This is a genomic window from Paenibacillus tengchongensis, from assembly GCF_008973665.1.
Taxonomy (GTDB): Bacteria; Bacillota; Bacilli; order Paenibacillales; family Paenibacillaceae; genus Paenibacillus_AQ; species Paenibacillus_AQ tengchongensis.
On record NZ_WACP01000005.1, the window covers coordinates 345,179 to 367,453 of the forward strand.

Genomic DNA, 22,275 nt, shown 5'->3' on the forward strand with positions numbered 1-22,275 from the left:
ATATCCCCGGCATGGGGTACAGGGAAGCTTCAGTCCGAATGTTCACCGGGTTTCACGGTGCAGGTTTAGGCGCTTCAGACGTGGGATACGGAAACGGAGGGGGCATATTCCTCATAGGATATGGCGAGATGCTCCAGAGAAAGTTGCCTGCCTGCGATAATCGCCTTGCGCTTCGCCTTCAGCACAATCTGCTTGATGTCGGCATAGCTGCAGCCGTCAAGCCTGCGGCAGGCCAGGTCCAGCAGTTCAGGCTCTGACGCGCAGCCCCCTCCTCACCGCGGCCGTTTCAAGTGCGCCGCCAGGAATTTCGCCGTAACGTCAAGCACCTGCGGGCTCCAGAAGCCCGGCCCGTGATCGGCGCCTGCCACCTTGTAGAACAGCACATTCTGTCCCTGCGCCTTCAAGGCCTTAAACATCTCGATACTCTGGTTAATATGTACCACACGATCACTGTCTCCATGCATGATAAGAAACGGGGGGAGCACCTTCTTCAAATTCTGATGAAGCGGGCTTGCCTGCTTCGCCAGTTCCGTATGTTCTTTCACTTTACCGCCGATGAACAAGCCCTCCGGGGAATCGGCTGCGTCGTGGTCCAGAATATCATTGTATTTGCCTAAGGTCAGCAAATCCGAAACCCCGTAATAATCAATGACTGCGTTGACGGCGTCCGACTGTCCACTGTACAGACCATTGTCATATTCGCCGATGGTCAGGCCCGTCATGAGGGAAAGGTGGCCGCCCGAGGAATCCCCCCATACCGCGACACGCTCCGGGTCTACCCCATACTCCTCTGCGTGCAGGCGCATAAAGCGAATCGCGCATTTTACATCCTCCAACGCAGCAGGAAAGCGGGCAATGTCCGTGTCCCTTATCTCTACACTGGCTACAACATATCCCTTGGCAGCGATATGGGAAAGATTCGGAAGGGAGGCATGGACATCCTGTTTCCGCCAGGCTGAGCCCTGGATATAGACGACCAGGGGAAATTGGTACCCGGTGCGGTCCGGCATAATGATCTGCAGTCTTCTTTCCACATCGCCATAAGCGGCATATACGACATCAGGACGGTAGGCACAGGAATAAAAGGAACCTCCCTCCGCAAAATCCCCGTAAAGAATCTGGGTTCCTTCGGGGGTCTCATAGGCGGCAAGCTCCGCCGCTCTCTGATCCACAGGCAACAACTCCTTGTATAATTGGAATATAGCAAACCTGCTATACCAAAGATTGTATCACACTCCTGTGTGAAACCGCATACAGAGTTGGATAACTTAGCAGCCAGCGCTGCGCGGGACCACTAGCACCTGTTCGGAGCTGCCCCTTAGCCCTGAAGAGGCATTGGGGACAGCTCCTTTCCCGTTTCCGGGGAACCCGCAGAGCAGTATTAAAAAGTGTGCCGCACCGGTTTGGCTCAGGCCTTCACTGCGCTCCGGCAGACGATCCGGTACACCCCGGAGCCCAGCTCCAGCACCAGTTCCCCGCCGGTCTGGCGGACAGCGGCAACGCCGTCCGCCTGTTCAGGTGCGGCGCCATTGACGCTCGCTTCCCCCGCCTTGGCACCCGGCAGCTTCGCTTGCGCCGTCGTATTCGGCGGGACTTCAACCTCATAGGCCGCCGTGCCGTCCTCCTCCAGGCTCCACCCGCTGCAGACCCGGCCATAGGCGGACTCGTAAACAGCCTTTGCATAGGTCAGGCCCGAATCCGGGCGCGGCCGGAACAGCATCCGCTTATAACCCGGCTGCGCCTCATCCAGGTCCAGCCCGGCAACGGCGCGGTACAGCCAGTCGCCGACGGAGCCGTAGGCATAGTGGTTATAGGAATTCATGTCATCACTCCAGAACGTGCCGTCCGGCTTGATCCCGTCCCAGTGCTCCCAGATCGTCGTCGCCCCCTGATGGACCGAATACAGCCAGGACGGATAATCCTCCTCCTGCACCAGCTTTACCGCCAAATCATGGTAGCCGTTCGCGGACAAGACATGGCATAGATAAGGCGTCCCGACAAAGCCTGTCGTCAGATGACACTGCTGCTCCTCTACATATCCGGCCAGCGTCCGCGCCAGCCGTTCACGCACGCTTCCCTGTACCATCCCGAACATCAGCGGAAGCACGTGGGCGGTCTGGGTATGCGCCGCCAGCCGGCCGTTTGCCGTCAGAAACTCCCGTTCGAAAGCGGCAAGAATGTCCCCGTGCAAGCTGCGGTATTCCGCCGCATCCCCGTGACGCCCGAGCACTTCCGCCGCCCTGACGAACAGCTCCGTCGAATAAGCATAGAAGCAGGTGGCGATCAGGTCCTTCGGGGTTGCGCCGACATAGCTGCCCTCTTTGGCATCCAGGCCCAGCCAGTCGCCGAAATGAAAGCCGGTATTCCAGAGATGCTCGTCTTCCCCCTGTGACCGTATATAATCGACCCATGCCTTCATGCTGTCATACTGCTCCTCCAGAATACGGGTGTCGCCGTAGCATACGTAGAGCATCCATGGACAGATCACAGCCGCATCGCCCCAGGCGGAAGAAGAGTGTGCGTTCTCATCCAGAATGTTCGGGATGACGAACGGCACCCCGCCATCCTGCCGTTGATCGGCGCGCAGGTCATGCAGCCATTTGGAGAAGAACGGCGCTACGCCGTAGTTGAATGCTGCGGTGCGGAGGAACACTTGGGCATCGCCCGTCCAGCCCAGCCGCTCATCGCGCTGCGGGCAATCGGTCGGCACATCCAAGAAGTTGCCGCGCTGCCCCCACACGATATTCTGCTGCAGCCGGTTCAGCAGAGGATTCGAGCATGCGAAGCTGCCGCTCCGTTCCATATCCGTGTGAATGACATGGCCGGTGAACCGTTCCGGCTCAAGCGGAGTATCGGCCGGCCAGCCTTCGATCCTGACATACCGGAACCCCTGGAAGGAGAAATGCGGCTCGTATTCCTCTTCCCCGCCCTTGCAGATATAACGGACCGTCTGCTTGGCGCTCCGCAGATTGCCGGTGTAGAAATTGCTTTCGTGGTCCAGCACCTCTGCGTGGGTTAACGTAAGGCATGTGCCTGCGGGCAGATTTAGCCGCAGATGCAGCCGTCCGACCATATTCTGTCCCATGTCGATGACCGTATCGCCGGCCGGGGTCTGCAGTAGGAAAGCAGGCTTCAGCCGCTCCGTGATACGGGCTGGCTCACTCTCCTGCATAACCAGAATATCCCTCGGGTGCGTGAGCACGGTTACAGCAGACCAATCCCCGTCGTCGTATCCTGGAGCCGCCCACCCGGCCCGTTCCAGCCGGGCGTCGTAGGTCTCGCCGTCGTACAGCCCGGACCGCAGAACCGGTCCCGTCGCAGCCCGCCACGAACGGTCGCTGACCACCACGTCCTGCGATCCGTCTTCATAATCAAGATGCAGCTGCAGCAGAAGGGCTCGGTGCTCCCCGTATATCCCGTCCTTGCTCTCCCAGCCGAGACGGCCCTTATACCAGCCGTCCGCCAGAGCGGCGCCAAGCGCATTGTCTGCACCGCTGCGGATGAACGGTGTCACATCGTAAGTCTGCACCTGCAGGCGTTTATTATAACTGGTCCAGCCGGGGGTAAACTGCCAGTCGCCCACGCGTGTTCCGTTCAGCTCCAGTTCGTACAGCCCCAGAGCTGTCGCGTACACAGTTGCCCGGCGGACGCCGGGCCTCGCGGTAAAGGCAGTGCGCAGCAGATTAATCTCTTCGGCCTGCGTACCGGTGGCTTCGGCCTGCGGACCGATGGCTCCGACAGCGGGCGTGATCCATTCCGCCGACCAGTCGGCTGGGCTGAGCAGGCCCATTTCCCAGCTTGCGTCTTCCCCGCTCCACGCCGATTCTCTGTCCGTACAATCCCACACCTTGACGCGGTAAAGATAACGTCCGCGCGTCTCAAGTGGCGGTCCGCCGTATTCCACCCATACGCTGCGGTCCGATTCCACACGGCCGGAATCCCAGATCAGCCGCCCTTCGCTGAAACCGCCGGGTCCTGCGGAGACCTGGATATGGTAAGATTGCTGCATAACGGCCTTGCTGTCCGAATGCAGCTGCCAGCTGAAGCGCGGCCTAGCCGTTCCCAGCCCGGACGGGTTATGGCGGTACTCGCAGCGAAGATGCTTGACTTGAAGGCTGTTCCCTGTATCCATCATTAGATTCTCCTTTAGATCAAGTGATGATATGCCGCTTGCGGATGGCATCCATAGCTCCAATTGTATCGGCTGCAGCATGTTCATTCAGGGGACAATCTGGACATTTATATAGGCTGATTTGGACATTATGTAAGCGAATTAATAAGATGAATAAGACGACTATCAGGAGGCAGGCATGGGGAACGAACGGAGCAGATATGTAATGTCGGGCCAAGATTTCTTTGAACCGGGACTGCCGATCTTTGTCAACAGGGCGTATGAAACCTTTGATCTGGCCGAGCATTCGCATGAATTTATCGAAATGACGTATGTAAGCGAAGGTGCCGGCGTGCATTATATCGCCGGTGAGGCCATCCCTGCAGGGTATGGTACGCTATTCTTCATTCCGGTCGGGCAGAGCCATGTGTTCCGTCCGAAGACAATCAAGAAGGACCGGCCGCTGATCGTCTACAACTGCTTATTCCCGGTGTCCTACTTAGCGGAGCTCCGCAGTGGTTCGCTATATGCTTCGGAAATCTGTGACAGCTTCTCCCGCGAAGGTATGGGCTGGTTCTCCGTGCAGGACGCTTCCGGCGAATATCATGCCATGTTCCGCGAGCTTTACCGCGAGTTCTCCTCCAGGCCGCCCGGCTACCCGGCTGTCCTGGCCTCGCTGGTGGTGCGGATTCTGACCGGCTTGTTCCGGCACCAGCTGCAGGCAGCTCCGGCTCCGGCCGGCAAGCCGGAATGGCTGAGCATCGATGAAGCGGTGTCATACATCGGCCGCCATTATGCCGCAGAGCTGCGGCTCAGCGGGCTGGCTGCGCAAGCCAGCCTGAGCGAGCGCCAGTTCAGCCGCCTGTTCAAGCGCCAGACCGGGATGGGCTTCACCGAATATATGCAGGGCATCCGGATGGAAGCCGCCTGCCGGCTGCTGCTGGAGAGCCGCAGCAGCGTCGCGGAGATTGCCGCCGCCGTCGGCTATAGCGACCTGAAGTTCTTCCACCGGCTGTTTAAGCGGAAGACCGGCATGACTCCACGGCAGTTCCGCAGCGCCAACCGCTGACCTATGCCCGCAGCGCACACGAAACAAAGACTCTGCCGGCTTCCGCTGCAGGGTCTTTTGTTTGCTGCAGTTCCCAGAAACGGTTGACAAAACAAACCAAATGTATCATAGTGTACTTATTAAACCAGTACACTACGATACATTAAGGTGGTACATGTGGATATTATCATCAGCAGCAACACCAGCAAACCGATTTATGAGCAGATCACCTCACAGATCAAAGCCATGATTATGAACGGGGAACTGCAGACCGGAGACCCTATCCCCTCGATGCGGTCGCTGGCCAAATCGATTCACGTCAGTGTGATTACCGTCCAGAAGGCCTATGAGGACCTGCAGCGGGACGGTTACATTGAAACAACGGTAGGGCGCGGCAGCTTTGTCGCGGCGAAGAACAGGGATTTTTTGAAGGAGGAACTACAGAAGAAGGTCGAACAGTATCTGGAACTTGCGGCAGAGACGGCCCGGAGCGGCGGAATTCCGCTGGAGAAGCTGATGGAGCTGCTGACTATCTTTTATACGGAGGAATAAGAATGACTTACAGCCTGGAAATCAAGAATCTGACCAAGACCTATGCGGATTCCGCTTTCCGCCTGGACAATGTCTCCTTCGCGATTCCGCGCGGAACGATTATGGGCTTTGTCGGCGAGAACGGCGCGGGGAAGACGACCACCATGAACGCTATTCTGAACACAGTCAAGAGAGACGGTGGCAGTGTGACTTTTTTCGGCCGGGAGATGGAGGATCAGGATACGGACCTGCGTGAACAGCTCGGCGTAGTGTTCGATGCCGTCAATTTCTCCGGCGTACTGACGCCGTCGAAGCTATCCAGGGTAATGGCCGGCGTCTACCGGCGGTGGGACCCGGACATGTATCTGAGTTCCCTGACCCGGTTTGGCATTCCGCTGAATGTGAAGATCAAGCAGCTGTCGCGGGGAATGACGATGAAGCTGGCCCTGGCCGTAGCCCTGTCCCACGGGGCCAAGCTGCTGATTCTGGACGAAGCGACCGCCGGTCTCGACCCGATTGTGCGGGATGAAATTCTCGATGTGTTCCTGGAGTTTGTCGAAGACGACAGCCGTTCGATTCTCATGTCCTCGCATATCACCAGCGATCTGGAGAAGATCGCCGATTATATCACCTTCATTCACCGCGGAAAGGTGATTCTCACCGAGAGTAAGGATAAGCTGATCTACGAATACGGCATCGCCCGCTGCAAAGCCGGACAGTTCCAGGACATCGACCCTGCAGACCGGCTCGCTTACCGCAAAAGGGATTATCAGATTGACGTGCTCGTGGAGGACCGCAAAGCGTTCGAGCGGAAGTACGCCGGTATTATTGTCGACAGAGGCACTATTGACGAAATTATGCTTTTGCTGATTAAGGGGGACCAGTAACATGAAGGGCTTGCTGATCAATAATTATTATTCGATGCAGGACAATATTAAGCTCTCGTTCGGTATTGCTTTGGCCGTTGTCTTGATCCCCCTGTTCGCCTCGGGTTCAAAGGTCATGTCGATGATCATTGCGGTACAGACGTTTGTCTTTGCTTCCAATATGGGCACCTCGCTGCAGATGGATGAGACCTCCAAATGGAACAAGTGGGAGCTCACTTTGCCGGTGACAAGAACAGCGGTCATTAATGCCAAATATATTTCTTTTATATTCTTGATCACAATGGGATTGGCCAGCAGTCTGGTGACGCTGCTGCTTCACGGCTTCATCGGCGAGCTTGATGTCAACGCCGTGATTGACGGCTATCTCTTCGGCCTGCAGCTGGCCATTACCAGTATCGCCATTGTGTATCCGCTTATTCTGAAGCTGGGTGCTGAGAAAAGCGATGTCCTGCTCCTTACGGCGGCAGGCTTGTCGATCGGACTCAAAATGGTGATTTGGTATATTTTATACATGTTTAATAACGATATTAACTTTAATGGCCGGACCGTAGGCATCGTGTCCACGCTTGCCGCCCTCCTGCTCTTTGCTGTGTCCTATCTGATATCGGCGCGGATTCAGCGGCATAAGGAGTTTTGAGGCATCATTGCTTCAGTCCCTCCGGTGCCTCCACAGCCGGTAGCCTTTACGGACACCTTCCAGAATGAAGCGGGGAACCGGAACCGTGCGCCGGGAGGCAATCGGCTTATACAGCCGGTAATAGACCTTTTTATAGTCCTCCCACATGGTGCAGGGTTCCCGGTTCAGAAAATCGGACACATCCACAATAACGCCCCGCCCGTCCCGCAGCATCACATTCTTGGCGTGGACATCGTGGGGATGAAGTCCCCGCGAACGGGCATAATCCAGCGCATGGTCAATATCCCGGACAGCCTGCTCCGTGATGAGCACCCCGCGCTTCATGCAGTCATAGAAGGTCATTCCCCGCAGCCGTTCGAGAATCAGAAAATCAGATCCGGCGTAGCAGCATCCGGCATAAGCGGGATGACTTCCGAGGCGCCGGTATACTTCTTGTTCATTGTCCAGGCCGGGCCTTCCTGGGGCATATATCTTCACCGCGTAATTCTCATATTCCGGATGACAGAATACGGCGGCGTAGTTCCCGTTTCCGAGCAGTTTCCAAGGCTTAGGCACACCGCTCACCTGCACCGGGTTCTGCGGATCCACGCTCTCTATCGTTACTTCCGGCATCAGTTCACCCTGTACCCGTTCCACCAGTTTCTCCATCTTTAACGCTCCCCAAGCTCATTTTCCTGCTCTCCTATCCTTCAGTTTACGATAAAATCGTCCATAAGCACATCCTTATTGCTGAATAACTCCGCTTGATAAAGCGGCTTGGCCTTATAATAAATGCAATTGAATAATCCGAACATTTGTTCTATAATTTAGGAGATTGAATATGTGAAAATAATAACTAAAGCGAGGGGTTGCCATTTATGATCGACGTCTACACAGAATGTCCGTCATATGCCAAAGCGTTAGTTTCACTGAGACAAACCCGGGAAGCAGATGCTGAGGAATTGCTGCGCTGCTACTCGGATTGTCAAGCGGTTCCATTCTTCAATTCCGACAACTGTCACGGCGATGATTTCCACTATGAAACGGTGGAGCGGATGAAGCAAGCGATCGATTTTTGGGATTACTCGTACACACATAGGTATTTTGTCAGATGGACTGTCATACATAACGAGACCGGGGAGATGATCGGCACCATCGAAATGTTTCACCGGATTGCCGAGGATGAATTCAACCACTTTGGAGTACTGCGGATCGACTTGAGAAGCACCTACGAGACCGCGCCTGTGATCACTGAGCTGCTGGAGGTTGCCGACGACCACTTTTTCGAGCTGTTTAATGTAAATTCTATTCTTACGAAGGCGGTACCGGAAGCTTCTGAGAGAATTGCCGCCTTACTGCATCAGGGATATCAGCCGCTGAACCGGAAGCTGATGATTTATGATGATTACTTTGTGAAGAATACATAGCAGACAGAAGAAGCCGCACCAGCAACCATATAATGGCTGTCGGCCCGGCTTCTTTGGCATCCTGCCTCAATACTACGCTGTACGTTCCGTTAGCACCCGGTCTTGCTGCTACGGACGCCCGCTCCTCCTCCCGGTGGTGCTCAGATGGAGATTCCACTCCCCGCTTTTAAAATCCTCTCCGACCAGCTCCGGCTTAACGGCAGTCATCACAATGACTCTCCGGGCCAGCTCTACCCCTATGCGCGTACAGTATGAATTTTATTTACTTTAAAAAGAATACCTCTTTCAGCGTTTTGGAGACAGGGCTGTGATCCGGGTTCGTCTCCATCAGCGGCTCCATGTATACCCACCACTTTTGGCAAATTTCCGTTTCGGCCATCCGGTCCCACTTCGCCTCGTCCTCGATTTCCACATAAGCGAACAGATTGCCTGTCTCTTCATCCAGGAAAATGGAATAGTTGTGCGAGCCATGGTTTCTCAGCTCTTCCGCCATTTCCGGCCAAAGCTCATCATGACGGCGCTTGTACTCTTCGTAACAGTCGGGATAAACACGCATTACACTTGCTTTTCGGATCACTTGTCAGCACTCCAGACATAATAGGTTTGAAAAAACATAAATGAACTATAATGAACATTATAGTTGATGAATGAACATTTTTGAAGAACAATTAAACCTAATTAAACATTACATATATAAAGAATACAGAACCTGTGGACCCCGGCTCCCCTCCCGATTTAGAATAGGAATAAAACGTTAAGGAAAGTAGAGGCAGACGTATGAATCCGGTGCGCCGTCATGAAATGATTATGGAAGTGCTGCTAAACCGCAAAGAGGTTACAGTGAACGAGCTGAGCGAACAGCTCCAGGTTACGGGGAAAACGATCCGCGAGGATCTGAGCAGGCTGGAGGAACAGGGACTGCTGCAGCGTGTCCATGGCGGGGCTATGCTGGCCCAAGCCGACCAGCTCGGCATCCTAGCATCCCGGGAGCCGCTGGGTACCTATTCCGCCGAGAAGACAGAAATTGCGCTGCTGGCGCTGTCCCATATCGAACAAGGCGATATCATTGCCCTGGACGGCGGCAGCACTACACTGCAAATTGCCCGCCGGCTGGAGGATATGCCGCTGACCGTCGTCACCAATGACGTGTATATTATCAGCGAGCTGATACCTAAAGATCAGATCCGGCTGGTCGTACCGGGGGGAACCCGTGTACGCAACATGCTGGCCGGACCGGAGGCAGCCGCTTATGTACGGAAGCTCAATATCCAGAAGGCCTTCCTGTCTGCGACCGCCATTCATATCCGGCACGGCCTGACCATCTATACGGGCGATCTGATTGATTATAAACAGGCACTGACAGAGACTGCCCGCCAGGTGTATGCGGTCGCCGACCATCACAAATTCGGGCAGGTCGCTTTGCGGACCTTCGCTTCCCTGGATCAGGTGGATACGATCCTGACCGACAAGGGGCTTGACCAGGACATTGCCGGGCAATTCCGCGAAGCGGGGATCGTCATTGAATGCGGATAATACAATAAAGAGGATAGCAGCAATGCCCGCGTTACGCGAAGGCGGCTGCTATCCTCTTTCTATTCAGCTCTACGCCAGCTGACGCTGCAGAATATCCTCAACGATCACCCGGTCGACATCCAGGTCAAATTTCCGGCCCCAGAAGCATTCCGTTCCCTGCTGCCGGATCCGGCTGTAATCCTCCGCCCGGAGCGTCCGCGGAAATTCCGGCCCGGTATCCCAGTCCGTATAGCGCTTGATTTCATTGACTACATTAGCTTTAAATTTACTGTTCAGAATTATAGTATGGAAGAAGATTTCATCGCCGCAGAACGAGTTCTTGAACAGCTTAACATATCCCGGATTTGCCTTAGTAAATTCCAGAATATACTGCATGCATTCTCCAGTAATCGACATCCAGTTCGACCCTTTGTACAAGTCCATCGGCAGGTCCTTGAGGCTGCGCTTCAGCACCGGCACCGACATCACCAGGTTAATGTAGCGGTTGCGGATTTCCGAGACGGCTTTGGCCCGCGAGATGAGAAAACGCGGATAAAAGACGGATACTCTGTACAGACAGCCCCACATCTCCGCTTCAATGGGTAATTTCAGGTGTTTGACGAATTCTTTGCCTCTGTTCTCCTTAAAAAAATCAACAATCTCTCCGTTTGCAACGAGCGGCAAATCCTGCCCGCTGATCATATGGATGTAATCATAGACGCCATGCTCGCGGATCAGCTCGAAGCTTCTCAGAATACATTCAATCTGTCCATAGTGTCCCCACTGTACATCCACTGGATCTTTGACGAAGTGGATGTCTTTCCGGTGCAGGATTTGCGGCTCGATACTGCTTTTGCGGTCAACATGCAGAAAGAATTCAACATGCTCAGCGGTTAATGCTTCCAGCAGCAGGTTGATCTGCTGCGGATTTTTGTGACAAAGGATAACATATGCCATTTTGAAGGTTTGCATGATATGCTCCTCCCACTCCTTTTTCCAAATATTATAAGGGAGCGTGTGAAAAATATCATATCTGTAAATTTGTCAGCAACTGGATGAAAATATGGAACCGTGCAGATGGTAAATCTGCCGGTTCCCCGGATCTGTTAAGAGAATTTGACCAGCAGTGTGTGAATTTCAAAAGGCTTGAATTCCAGCTCCAGCGTGCTGCCATGAACAGGCTGCTCCAGCGGACGCTCCAGCAGATCGCAGAGCTGCCACGAATGTACTGTATAGCCGCTGCTGAGTGTGACCTTACGGCGTCCTCCGTGGAAATCATGCAGTCTGACAACACAGCTGTCCCCCTGCTCCGACAGCTTCACGGCATCAACAGCGATCCCTTCGGCGTCTGTATGCAGCAATGAGCGGCCTGCATCTCCGCGGAAGGCCCCTTGCACCAGCCGCAGCGGATTGTTCAGCATCCAGGCTTCCTCCGCCGTCCGGCCGGCTACCCAGTCGCCTGTATGCGGCAGCAGGGAATACGTGAACCGGTGTTCACCCTGGTCGGCCTGCCAATCCGGCGCCGTCGCCGATTTGATGAGGGACAGGCGGATGACATGGTCCTTGATGTCGTAGCCGTACTTGCAGTCATTGAGCAGGCTTACACCGTAGCCGCGCTCCGAGAGATCCGCCCACTGATGGCCGACGCTCTCGAAACGGGCGTAATCCCAGCTCGTATTCCAGTGGGTCGGGCGCTTGACGTTGCCGAACTGAATATCGTAGGTGGCTTCTGTCGACCGTACAGCCACCGGAAAAGCAGTCTTCAGCAGCTGATGCTGCTCCTGCCAGTCGACCACCGTCTCGAAATCGATCCGGCGGCTTCCGGCATATACCCAGACTGTCTGGCTTACGGCGGAGTCCATATAGCGCCAGGTGAACTTCAAGCCTGCGGCCAGGGGGCCCGATTCCGTCAGCTCCGCCGAGAGCAATCCGGTGATCTCGCGCTGCTTCTCCTGATAGTACAGGTCAATGTCCCAGGCGTCATACAATTTCGGCTTATCCTCGAATACCTGCAGCACATTCCCGCATTCTCTGGCGGCCAGCACTTCCCGGCCGGCATCGCGGTCATAGAGGCGGCTGAGCTGCCCGGCCTCATTCCATTCCAGAAGATAGTGCGGAGTCGTCAGGCGGGAATTCTCCCACTTAAAAGGCTGAGCCTGCTCTTCCCGCACGGGTTGTTCTTCGTCTGCTGCGGAGGCTATAATGACTGCAGCTCCCAGCATCGGCAGCTCCGGCGTCTCGATCAGCCAGGCTCTCTCCAGCCGCTGGGAACGGAGCAGACGTCCGTTCTCATCCCGCCATTCCATATGCCCGTCACCAGCATCATCCACAATCACCAAGCCGGACCGGTTAAAGAAGGCACCATTAAACACCGTGTATTCCGTTCCTTCCGTCTTCGCTTCCGGCACTGCTGTCAGGGCTTTCTCTGCTGCTGTCAGGGCTTTCGCTGCTGCCGCCGCTGCTTCGTTTCCCAGCCGCTGTGCCTCGGCATACTCGATCCGGGAATCCTCGTACACCTCCCGGATGGAGGAGCCGGGAATAATGTCGTGGAACTGGTTGCGGAGAATAATCTTCCAGCCTTCAGCTAACTCCTGGGCCGGGTAAGCCGCCAAATTGCCCGTTTCCGCTGCCAGCAGCACCTGCAGCCATTCGGCTTCGCGGTACAGCAGCTCCAGCTTACGGTTCATCCGTTTGTTGTACGCCTGGCTGGTATAGGTGCCGCGGTGATATTCCAGATACAGCTCGCCGTCCCAGGTATGGACATATTGATCTGTGGTGCTGATGGTATGATTCAAACGTTCAAAATACTCGTCGGCCCGGCCGGTTCTCACATTCGGCACGCCCGGGATGGCGTCTAGCCGCCGCCGCATTTCCAGATGCTCGCGGTTCACGCCCCCGCCCCCGTCGCCGTAGCCGTAGGCAAGCAGCAGCTCGCGGTTCAGGTTCTTATCCCGGTATTGGTCCCAGATGCCCTGCACCGAGAACGGCTCAATCAAGCCGTTATAAGTGTAGTACCAGGCGCTGGAATCCGGCCCTTCGGGCGTTGTGATGAAATGGGCCAGCACCTCGCTGCCGTCGATGCCCCGCCAGTGGAACGTATCATGCGGCATGCGGTTATATTGGCTCCAGCTGATCTTGGTTGTCATGAACGTATCAATGCCCGATTTGCGCAGAATCTGCGGCAAAGCCCAGCTGTAACCGAACACATCCGGCAGCCATAGATATTTGCATTCCACACCGAATTCCTCACGGAAGAACTTCGTTCCGTACAGAATCTGGCGGACCAGTGACTCGCCGCTGGTCAGGTTGCAGTCCGCCTCCAGCCACATCGCGCCCCCGGCCTCCCACCTGCCTTCCTGAACCCGCTCCTTGATTCCGGCATACAGCTCCGGATAATCCCGCTTCATGTAGTCGTACAATTGGGGCTGAGTCTGCAGAAAAATATATTCCGGGTACTGCTGCATCAGCCGCAGCACCGTGGAGAAGGAGCGGGCCGCCTTCTCCCGTGTATGGGTGAGCCGCCACAGCCAGGCGACGTCGATATGGGTATGCCCCACCGCCGTTACTGTTACCGGATGCTTCTGCTTCATGGCCGCCAGCGCCGAGGCCAGCAGTTCATCCGCCTCCCGTACGGAGGCGTAGAAGCCTTCGCTGCCCGGCCGCGACCAGTTCAGCAGGCGGAACGCCCGGTCCAGCGCCATCAAGAGCTCCTGCTTCAGCGGATCGCTGCTGCTTAAGCCTTGCGATACGGCCAGCACCGCCCGGCCCGTATAATACAGGTTGTCAGTTGCTTCATCGAGACAAGCGAGCTCAGCCCGCCCGATCCGGTGCTCCTGGGGAACGGGCAAGCCTCCGCCTTCGAGGCCGGACCACAGCCGGAAAGTAAAATCCACCGTAGTCCCCGCCGTTTCCGGCTCCAGAAACACCTCCTGATGGTTGGAATCCACGCCCTGATACGGCTTGCCGTTCAGAAACAGCAGCGCTTCGAAGCCGCTGTTATTGCCGCCGCCGGTCCGGCCGAAGTCGAACAGGCCGACTATGCGTCTGCCCTGCCACTGCGCGGGAACCTCCACCGCCCGGTGCAGCCAGAGGTACAGGTCGCGCCCGGTCCAGTAATCGCCGACCTGGTAGGTCTGTCCGCCTTCTATCGCCGGGGGATACACACCGTTAGCCCCTTCATTGTCTTCGAGCCCCAGCCATTCCCTCAGAATCACCGCATCCCGGTACCGGTAACGTTCCAGTTCTGTAATCCGCGCGCCCAGCTTCTCTTCCGTCCAAAACATTGATTTCTCCTCCTCGTATAACACGTGTTATGTGCTAAAAAGAAACGGCATCCCCGCAGGGTGATGCCATTTGCGATCCTGCAGCCTACTGGGGGCCGTCACCTGCTGTAATTCCGGCTGCCATGGAAGCGAAGCCGGCAGCAGGTGACGGGGCAGGCGTGCCGTGCCGGATTAGTGATCCCGTCTATGCGCTTTCTCCCGGCTTCAGTACAGCTGGCAGCCACAGCTTGCCGGGACTTCCCTCCGCCTGCTCCTCCAGCTGCTGCAGGATGCAGCGGACCGCCGCTTCGCCCATACCGGCATACGGAATTTCGACGCAGCTCAGTGTGGGTACGCTCAAGCGGTCGCCCTGGATCGTGTTGTCGGCAGCCATGATGCGCAGGCTGCCGCCGATGTCCAGCCCCAGATGCCGGGCTGTACGATACAGATCCGGGACGGCGCTCGACCAGTTTACCAGCACCGGCGGCAGCACCCCGCCGGTCTCAGCCTGCAGCCCGGTCAGCCAATCCAGCCAGTCCGTGCGTCCTTCCCGCTCCTCCAGGCGGTGCATCTGCGGCTTCATGCCGCGCCGGGTACACCAGCTCCGGTAAGCGTTCCGGCGGTTCTTCTCCGCCCAATTAAGCCGCTTGGCTCCGGTGCCGTGATAAATCTCTACATATACCGGCACCTGATCCGCAGCCGCTTCGCTGCGGCACAGGTAATCCAGCGCCATTTCCACACTGCCGCAGTAGTCGGCCAGCACGGAATAGATACCTTCCGTCTCGGCATAACCCTCAACGGATGCGTAAGGAACTCCGGCCTCTTTGACCTTATCCGCCCAATCGGCGCTGCGGTAGCTCGTCTCGTCCAGCGTAATAATTCCGTCGATCTTCCGCTGATGGTACAAATCCAGCAGCCCGTTCCTGGCTTCCCCGCTCTGCCTCAGACCAGGCGAGCAGAGCAGGAGATGATAACCCCGTGCATCGCTTTCCCGCTGCATGCCTTCAAGCAGGCGCATGAACAGCGGGTGGCGGGTATCGCCGAAGGCCGCCAGCGTCATACTGCGTCCGGTCTTCATGCTGCGCGCCTGGGCGTCGACATGATAGTTCAGCTCCGAGATCGCGCGCAGCACAGCCTCCCGCGTCTGGACGCTGACCCCGATGCCGGGCGTTCCGTTCAGCACGGCGGATACGACGCTGCGCGATACGCCCGCCAGCCTGGCTACATCGTGGCTGGTCACTCTTTTTTTGCCCATAATCATCAGCACCTCGGCAAGAGTATAACACGTGTTATGAAAAGTGTGTAGCTTAAATTGTTAACGATATTGTGCCTGTCTTTAACATTTTTCAGTAAAGGGCAGCGCATACTATTTTCACTGAAACCTGCTCCGGCCTGGACCGTAAGTTCTAGAATAGCTTCGCAATTCTGCCGGATCAATAAATGGACATACTCTTCTTGTGTATAACACGCAGTTTATGGGTATTAGTGCAGTAAACCGAAGCATGGCAACATTCAAGCCCAAAGGCAAGCATTGCAGAGAGGAGCTATCATCAGTGGAGTATTACCGTATCGGTGGGACAGAAAGTTTAGAGGAACTGCAGAGTACAGCCCAGGGGCTAAGCTCCGCAGAGGCCGCAAGGCGTCAGGAAAGAGACGGATTCAATGAAATTAAGGGACGGGACAAGGACCCCCTCTGGAAGCTCTTTCTGGAGAATTTTAAAGATCCTATGGTGGTAGTGCTGCTGATTGCGGCAGGCGTTCAGATTGTTATGGGGCATGTTATGGAATCGCTGATCATCTTCCTGGTGCTGATTCTCAACGCCGTGATCAGTGTGGTGCAGACCCGTAAGGCGGAGAGCTCGCTCGCTGCCCTGCAGCAGATGTCGGCGCCGGAGGCCAAGGTGCTGCGTGACGGGGCATTGACAACCGTGCCGGCCAGAGAGCTTGTGCGCGGGGATATCGTCATCCTCGAAGCCGGGGATTTCGTACCCGCCGACGGCCGTATCCTGGAATCGGAAAGCCTGAAGATCAATGAAGGCATGCTTACGGGTGAATCCGAGGCTGTCGAGAAGCATTCGGACACCATCGGCAAGGAAGCCCCCCTTGGCGACCGCCGCAACATGGCATTCAGCGGTTCACTGGTTGTTTATGGCCGCGGAACCTTTACTGTCACGGGAACAGGGCTGACTACCGAAATTGGAAAAATCGCCGAACTTCTCGAAAGCGCCGAAGCCAAGCAGACCCCGCTGCAGCGCAAGCTTGAAGCCTTCAGCAAGCAGCTCGGCATCGCCGTTCTGGTGCTGTCCGTATTGATCTTTGCCATTCAGGCCGGCCGGATCTGGCTGTCGGATGAAACCGTGGATACCACGGAGGCCATCCTCAATGCCGTTATGTTTGCCGTCGCGGTGGCGGTTGCCGCCATTCCGGAAGCCCTTTCCTCCATCGTTACCATCGTTCTGTCCGTAGGCACGAACAAGATGGCCAAGCAGAATGCGATTATCCGCAAGCTGCCTGCCGTCGAATCGCTGGGTTCCACCAGCATTATTTGTACGGATAAGACCGGCACGCTCACCCAGAACAAAATGACGGTCGTCGATTACTTCCTGCCGGAAGGGGGCAGCGAGCCCTTCAACAGGCATCCCGATGAATGGCCGGTGGAGGCCAGACGGCTTCTGCACATCGCTGTGCTCTGCAACGACTCCCATATTAATGAGGACGGAAAAGAGCTCGGTGACCCGACAGAAGTCGCGCTGATCGCCTTCAGCAACAGTAAGAACAAGGATTACAGGGAAATCCGCGATAACTTCCCCCGCGAAGCGGAAATTCCGTTTGACTCCGACCGCAAGCTGATGACTACGCTGCACACGTTCGACGGACAGAAGGCACTGCTGACCAAAGGCGGGCCGGACGTCCTCTTTGACCGGTGTACACATGTTCTTCTGGGCGAGCAGGAAGTGCCGATGACCCCGGAGCTGCGTGAGTATTTTATTAAAGCCAATGAAGGATTCTCGGAAAGAGCCCTGCGCGTACTGGCCTATGCCTACAAACCCGTGCCGAACTCCGTAACCGAAATCGGGCTGGCCGATGAGCAGAATCTGGTGCTCGTAGGCTTGACCGCCATGATCGATCCGCCGCGCGAAGCGGTATACGGGGCAATTGCCGAATCCCGAAAGGCCGGTATCCGGACCATCATGATCACCGGTGACCACAAAACCACGGCACAAGCCATCGGCCGCGACATTGGTCTGATGACCGAGCAGGAAATCGCCGTCACCGGCCAGGAGCTCGACGCCATGTCCGATGCGGAGCTGGATCAGAAGCTGGAACAGATCGGCGTGTACGCCCGGGTCTCCCCGGAGAACAAAATCCGTATTGTCCGCGCCTGGCAGCGCAAGGGTAAAGTAACCGCCATGACCGGTGACGGCGTCAATGACGCCCCTGCCCTGAAGCAGGCGGATATCGGCGTAGCGATGGGCAGCGGAACCGACGTGGCCAAGGATGCGGCGGCGATGATTCTGACCGACGATAATTTCGTCTCGATCGTCAATGCGGTATCTGTGGGCCGGACGGTGTTCGATAATATTAAAAAGGCGATCGCCTACCTGTTCTCCGGCAACCTTGGAGCGATCATTGCCATCCTCTTCGCCCTGGTGGTCGGCTGGGTCAATCCTTTTACAGCTATTCAGCTGCTGTTCATCAATCTGGCGAACGATTCCCTTCCGGCCATTGCGCTGGGTATGGAGAAGCCTGAACCGAATGTCATGAACCGCAAGCCGCGCGACCTCAAGGAAGGCATCTTCGCCGGCGGGATGATGCAGGCAATCATAACCCGCGGTCTGCTGATCGGGATAGCCGTCATTGTCTCGATGTATATCGGGCTGCAGCATTCCTCCGAAATGGGTGTAGCCATGGCCTTCACCACTCTGATTCTGTCGCGGACGCTGCAGACCTTTGCCGCCCGTTCGAACAGCCAGACGTCGGTGGAAGCCGGCTTCTTCAGCAACAAATATGTCATTGGTGCCGTGCTGGTCTGCTTCGCCTTTTACGGCATTACGGTGCTGCCGGGAGTCAGAGATATCTTCTCCATTCCGGATTCGTTCGGAATGCAGGAATGGCTGACCGCCGCCGGCCTGGCCCTCGGAGCCGTTATCCTGATGGAAGTGATTAAGCTGATCCGTAGAGCGTTCACGTCAGGCAAGGCCGAAAATGCCGGACTGTAAGCAAGCTGAAATGTACTAAGAGACAAAACAGCTGTCCCTAGAGCCATGAAATGGCTGTTTGGGACAGCTGTTTTGCTTTTGGAAGTTCCCGTTTTAATTTCCGCTTACGGATCCAGGAGACGTTATATCCTATTTCTGCATGGATTATCCAGAGTAACGGACTCCAGTGCACTTATGGTTAAATGATCACGCATTCATCAGCGGTTGCTACCGGGATAAGGTTATCTGTGTCCGAAAGCCCAGCCAAATCATCATTTCCGGAGAAATAAGGTCTGTAGGGTCCCTTCGCAAGCAAGCTCGGAGCAGGAGCCCCGGAAACAAGCCGACCTACACAAACGCCCGTCAATCCCGGCCGGAATATCCGGACGTATGCCTTAATCGGACGTATGCTTTAATAGCTGAGCACCACCGGACCTCTCACTTCCGAAAGTAACATACCGTGCCCGGAACGGGTTAGAATGCCAGCCCTCGTAATCTCGGCGAAGTCCCAAGTGACATCCAATAGCTCCTCACGAATAGTTTGATTTCCGCACACTAATAATGCCTTATATACGGATTTCAGCACATTCATTCGATTACCGCCACTTCATTGGGCCAATACCGGCATGGAAACCAGCTTCTCCCCGTATTAAGTTGCGATTTTCCAATTAGATTGGTGATACTCTGCATATAGGAGAAATTAGATGGCGATTTTCCAACTATGCCTGCGATAACTCCATACAAATGAAATCAGGTGGCGTAAACTTGGCCGCGGAGGCCGAACAATCCCAGAATTACGCCATTTCCAGCAGCCGGCAGCGCCATTTCCATAACAAAAAGCGACTCGTCCGCAGACAAGCCGCCCCCCGCTCCTACATCCTGTTTCTTATTTCTCCCCCAGCTGATACGCCCGGGTGACAATTTTATATCCGTCCACCTGCTGCTCCCCGCTGTCCAGTCTCGCCACACGGCGCTCCAGCACATCGCTTTCGAACACGGCCGCCGCTTCAAAAGATGGCTGCACCCGGAGCTCCGCCGGTTCCGCGCCCAGGTTATACCAGCGGGCTACGAGGTCGCCCGTCTCTTCGGCAAACTTCAAGGCCGAGAAGGCCAGCGGCGAAGCAGCGGAGTTCCAGTTCAGCCATTGCCCTGATACCGGCAGCTTCACGTTGCCCGCATGCGGCTGGCCGTTCACAGCCGGCACCCGTACGGCCGGACCGTGGGTCTGTACGATGGTCCACGGAATCTGATACTGGTACGCCTGCGCGTACGCACCGGATGTCGCGCCGTCGCCGGTATAAGGAATAATCGCATATTCAGCCGTCTGCTCACCCAGGCACTGGGCCTCCGGCGTTTCGAACACGCCCCAGTCGCCCAGCTCGGACGAAGCACGCAGCAGCGTCACCGCGATGGTGTTCTTGCCGTCCAGCAGCACCTCGTATTCGTTCAGTCCCTTGTTGGCAATGGCAAGACCATTGGTACCGCCCTCAACGCTGGCGAAGACCTGCTGATGCTGGGCATTGCTAGGATTCACCCACACCGCCTCCGGCTTGTTGCTGCGCTTCGCCACTTCAAAGATGGAGTCGGCATAGTGATGATCGGCGGCAAGACCCGTAGGGAATAAGGCTCTCAGCCGGTGATCCCTGGCCTGGTTGTTGAAGCTGGTTCTGACCTGTACCATGCCGCTGCCGGCTTCCAGCGTATAACGCGTGGTCAATACCAGCGGAACTGTCTGCTCCGTACGCTGCGCTTTACGTTCAGTGAAAGGAACCATCTCCTGCTTCTCCGTGAGGAAGGTCTCATCGGCACTGGCCGGAATCTCCCATTTCAGCACAGCTTCAATTACTGCGCGGTAAGGGGAGGCTTCAAGCACCGAAATCTCAGCCGCCAAGCTCTCGGTAGTCAGCGCCGTCTCGCCTTCCGGCTGGCGGTACACATACTCATTGCCGATATCGCCGGTATTCTCATACACGTTAAGTCCCGCGTATTCGGCCCCAGACAGCTTGTCGGTAACCGTAACCGAACCGTTAGAAGCGACCTTCATGCTCAGCTTGCTGTTCTCCATCGTGTAGCCCTGCACCCGGACGGCATCCAGAGCAGCCTCAGCCACATCCGCAGTGCCGGCAACCAAGGCATACGTGCGGTAGCCCAGTGCGGCAATCTCTGTCGCCGGGAAGGTTACCCGCACCTTCCGGGCCATATACGGCTGGCGGAAGCGGTCCTTCGGCAGCTCGTAGCCGAAATGAACGCCGAGATCCTCAATCTTGGCTCTGTACACATGGCCCTCTTCATCCATCACCTGCAGGGAACCCAGCGGCTCCTGCCCCAGCTCACGTGCAAGGGCCTGCGGATTCGGACCTTCAGGGAAATACTTCTTCGCTGTAATCAGCTCGACCGTGACGGTTCCGCTTCTCTCCCAGCCGCTTGTATTGAATACGGTAAACGGCACCGGCGCCGTTCCCCAGACTTCTATGCCGGTAACATCGATGGCTTCCGCCAAGGCAGCAGCACTTTCAGCAATAATGGCCTCCGCCATCTGACTGCTCTTGGCGAACCGGGTGATCATTTCGCGGTGTACTTCATCCAGGCTGCAGCCGCAAATGCTGTCATGCGGATGGTTCTGCATCAGCGTCTTCCAGGCATAGGTCAGCAGATGATGCGGATAAGCCTGCACGCCCGCCAGTTCCGCGAAGGCGGCAAGCGGTTCGGCCACCTTTTCCAGCAGCGTCTGTCCGGCCTGGTTAAGCTGCTTCAGATACACCCGCGACGATGCCGTGTTGACCAGCGTTCCCCAGCCGTCGGTACGCTGGCTGCGCAGCTCCCCTTCAATTGCCACCAAATCCTCCGGAAGATTTGCTTGCAGGGCCTGCAGGTATTCATCAAAGTTCGAATGGACGAATTCAACGTCCGGATACAGCTCGGAAGCGGTGCGGATCGCCTGGGACAGATCGGTCTGAATCGGCTGGTGGTCGCAGCCGTTCATAAACAGCAGATGCGGAGTCGAGGCGAACTTCTCGGCATCCGCGAGATTTTTGTCCCAGTAAGCCTTGGCTGCAGCCGGATCGGCCGGAACCTCCATCCCGTTACAGTACCAGTTGGCAAAGAGCACACCCAGCACCTCCGAGCCGTCCGGCGAACGCCAGATCATCTCGGAATACGGCGACTCATAGCTGTCCATCTCACCGACGGTATTATTGAAGCCTGTCGGCTTCACGCCGCGTCCGAAGATCGCATTCGTAATGCCCGCCTGCTGCAGAATTTGCGGCGCCTGGCCCATATTCCCGAAGGAATCGGGGAAATAGCCGGTCTTGGAGATGATTCCGAACGGCTTCGCATCCTTGTGCCCGATCAAGAGGTTGCGGAGATTCGCTTCGCTGCTCGTCAGGAACTCATCCTGCAGCACATACCACGGTCCGAAATGAATGCGTCCTTCCGCAATGTAACGGTCCAGCCGCTCCCGCTGCTCCGGGCGGACCTGCAAATAATCCTCGCGGATGATCGTCTGCCCGTCCAGATGGAAATAACGGTAATCCGGGTCCTGATCGAGAGTGTCCAGCAGCTTGTCGACCAGCTCGATCAGCAGCAGGTGATGATATTCATAAGGCATATACCATTCCCGGTCCCAATGGGTGTGCGAGATGATATGCGCCGTTTTTTTGCTCTCCATGTACGTAATCCCTCC

15 protein-coding genes are annotated in these 22,275 nt (G+C 56.2%); 7 read left to right on the top strand and 8 right to left on the bottom strand.

Going from position 1 to position 22,275, the window contains the following annotated elements:
• Positions 1–272 precede the first annotated feature (272 nt).
• Both F1381_RS11325 and F1381_RS11330 read right to left on the bottom strand, forming a co-directional pair.
• On the bottom strand, positions 273–1,172 hold the full coding sequence (locus F1381_RS11325) for an alpha/beta hydrolase (protein WP_151734944.1): 900 nt from the start codon (positions 1,170–1,172) through the stop codon (positions 273–275).
• A gap of 236 nt (positions 1,173–1,408) precedes the next feature.
• Complete coding sequence (locus F1381_RS11330; protein WP_151735002.1) at positions 1,409–4,132, bottom strand: alpha-L-rhamnosidase; 2,724 nt, start codon at positions 4,130–4,132, stop codon at positions 1,409–1,411.
• Positions 4,133–4,310: 178 nt separating this feature from the next.
• Here F1381_RS11330 and F1381_RS11335 point away from each other — a divergent pair, with 178 nt between their 5' ends.
• From F1381_RS11335 to F1381_RS11350, 4 genes are all read left to right on the top strand, one after another.
• Positions 4,311–5,180 carry an AraC family transcriptional regulator gene (locus F1381_RS11335; protein ID WP_151734945.1) on the top strand — a complete coding sequence of 290 codons (870 nt, stop codon included), beginning with the start codon at positions 4,311–4,313 and terminating at the stop codon, positions 5,178–5,180.
• 156 nt (positions 5,181–5,336) lie between these two features.
• Positions 5,337–5,711, top strand: a complete 375-nt coding sequence (locus F1381_RS11340; protein WP_151734946.1) for a GntR family transcriptional regulator — start codon at positions 5,337–5,339, stop codon at positions 5,709–5,711.
• Between the two features lie 2 nt (positions 5,712–5,713).
• The gene (locus F1381_RS11345; RefSeq protein WP_151734947.1) at positions 5,714–6,577 is read left to right on the top strand and encodes an ABC transporter ATP-binding protein; all 864 of its coding nucleotides are present in this window, start codon (positions 5,714–5,716) and stop codon (positions 6,575–6,577) included.
• A gap of 1 nt (position 6,578) precedes the next feature.
• The gene (locus F1381_RS11350; RefSeq protein WP_151734948.1) at positions 6,579–7,214 is read left to right on the top strand and encodes an ABC-2 transporter permease; all 636 of its coding nucleotides are present in this window, start codon (positions 6,579–6,581) and stop codon (positions 7,212–7,214) included.
• 12 nt (positions 7,215–7,226) lie between these two features.
• Here the strand turns inward: F1381_RS11350 and F1381_RS11355 are convergent, their stop codons facing one another.
• Complete coding sequence (locus tag F1381_RS11355) at positions 7,227–7,862, bottom strand: serine/threonine-protein kinase (RefSeq protein ID WP_151734949.1); 636 nt, start codon at positions 7,860–7,862, stop codon at positions 7,227–7,229.
• 209 nt (positions 7,863–8,071) lie between these two features.
• On the opposite strand from F1381_RS11355, the gene F1381_RS11360 reads away from it, so the two are divergent.
• Positions 8,072–8,620, top strand: a complete 549-nt coding sequence (locus F1381_RS11360) for a GNAT family N-acetyltransferase (protein WP_151734950.1) — start codon at positions 8,072–8,074, stop codon at positions 8,618–8,620.
• Between the two features lie 262 nt (positions 8,621–8,882).
• Here F1381_RS11360 and rhaM read toward each other — a convergent pair whose 3' ends face one another.
• Positions 8,883–9,197, bottom strand: coding sequence for an L-rhamnose mutarotase (gene rhaM, locus F1381_RS11365; RefSeq protein ID WP_151734951.1), 315 nt, complete (start codon positions 9,195–9,197; stop codon positions 8,883–8,885).
• 200 nt (positions 9,198–9,397) lie between these two features.
• On the opposite strand from rhaM, the gene F1381_RS11370 reads away from it, so the two are divergent.
• Positions 9,398–10,153 carry a DeoR/GlpR family DNA-binding transcription regulator gene (locus F1381_RS11370; RefSeq protein WP_151734952.1) on the top strand — a complete coding sequence of 252 codons (756 nt, stop codon included), beginning with the start codon at positions 9,398–9,400 and terminating at the stop codon, positions 10,151–10,153.
• Positions 10,154–10,222: 69 nt separating this feature from the next.
• Here F1381_RS11370 and F1381_RS11375 read toward each other — a convergent pair whose 3' ends face one another.
• The 3 genes from F1381_RS11375 to F1381_RS11385 form a co-directional block, all read right to left on the bottom strand.
• The gene (locus tag F1381_RS11375) at positions 10,223–11,104 is read right to left on the bottom strand and encodes a beta-1,6-N-acetylglucosaminyltransferase (protein WP_151734953.1); all 882 of its coding nucleotides are present in this window, start codon (positions 11,102–11,104) and stop codon (positions 10,223–10,225) included.
• A gap of 134 nt (positions 11,105–11,238) precedes the next feature.
• Positions 11,239–14,415, bottom strand: a complete 3,177-nt coding sequence (locus tag F1381_RS11380) for an alpha-mannosidase (protein ID WP_151734954.1) — start codon at positions 14,413–14,415, stop codon at positions 11,239–11,241.
• 184 nt (positions 14,416–14,599) lie between these two features.
• Positions 14,600–15,649: a LacI family DNA-binding transcriptional regulator gene (locus tag F1381_RS11385; RefSeq protein WP_151734955.1), complete on the bottom strand. Its 1,050-nt coding sequence runs from the start codon at positions 15,647–15,649 to the stop codon at positions 14,600–14,602.
• Between the two features lie 298 nt (positions 15,650–15,947).
• Here F1381_RS11385 and F1381_RS11390 point away from each other — a divergent pair, with 298 nt between their 5' ends.
• A complete protein-coding gene (locus F1381_RS11390; protein WP_246187991.1) occupies positions 15,948–18,614 on the top strand; it encodes a cation-translocating P-type ATPase in 2,667 nt (888 codons plus the stop codon).
• A gap of 865 nt (positions 18,615–19,479) precedes the next feature.
• Here the strand turns inward: F1381_RS11390 and F1381_RS11395 are convergent.
• Positions 19,480–22,260 carry an alpha-mannosidase gene (locus F1381_RS11395; protein WP_151734957.1) on the bottom strand — a complete coding sequence of 927 codons (2,781 nt, stop codon included), beginning with the start codon at positions 22,258–22,260 and terminating at the stop codon, positions 19,480–19,482.
• Positions 22,261–22,275: the final 15 nt, after the last annotated feature.

Bases quoted from the DNA above. Each gene is read 5' to 3' on its own strand.
- F1381_RS11395 (WP_151734957.1), bottom strand. From the start codon at position 22,260: ATGGAGAGCAAAAAAACGGCGCATATCATCTCGCACACCCATTGGGAC.
- F1381_RS11355 (WP_151734949.1), bottom strand. From the start codon at position 7,862: ATGGAGAAACTGGTGGAACGGGTACAGGGTGAACTGATGCCGGAAGTA.
- F1381_RS11375 (WP_151734953.1), bottom strand. From the start codon at position 11,104: ATGCAAACCTTCAAAATGGCATATGTTATCCTTTGTCACAAAAATCCG.
- F1381_RS11370 (WP_151734952.1), top strand. From the start codon at position 9,398: ATGAATCCGGTGCGCCGTCATGAAATGATTATGGAAGTGCTGCTAAAC.
- F1381_RS11360 (WP_151734950.1), top strand. From the start codon at position 8,072: ATGATCGACGTCTACACAGAATGTCCGTCATATGCCAAAGCGTTAGTT.
- F1381_RS11330 (WP_151735002.1), bottom strand. From the start codon at position 4,132: ATGGATACAGGGAACAGCCTTCAAGTCAAGCATCTTCGCTGCGAGTAC.
- F1381_RS11335 (WP_151734945.1), top strand. From the start codon at position 4,311: ATGGGGAACGAACGGAGCAGATATGTAATGTCGGGCCAAGATTTCTTT.
- F1381_RS11350 (WP_151734948.1), top strand. From the start codon at position 6,579: ATGAAGGGCTTGCTGATCAATAATTATTATTCGATGCAGGACAATATT.
- F1381_RS11385 (WP_151734955.1), bottom strand. From the start codon at position 15,649: ATGGGCAAAAAAAGAGTGACCAGCCACGATGTAGCCAGGCTGGCGGGC.
- F1381_RS11345 (WP_151734947.1), top strand. From the start codon at position 5,714: ATGACTTACAGCCTGGAAATCAAGAATCTGACCAAGACCTATGCGGAT.
- F1381_RS11380 (WP_151734954.1), bottom strand. From the start codon at position 14,415: ATGTTTTGGACGGAAGAGAAGCTGGGCGCGCGGATTACAGAACTGGAA.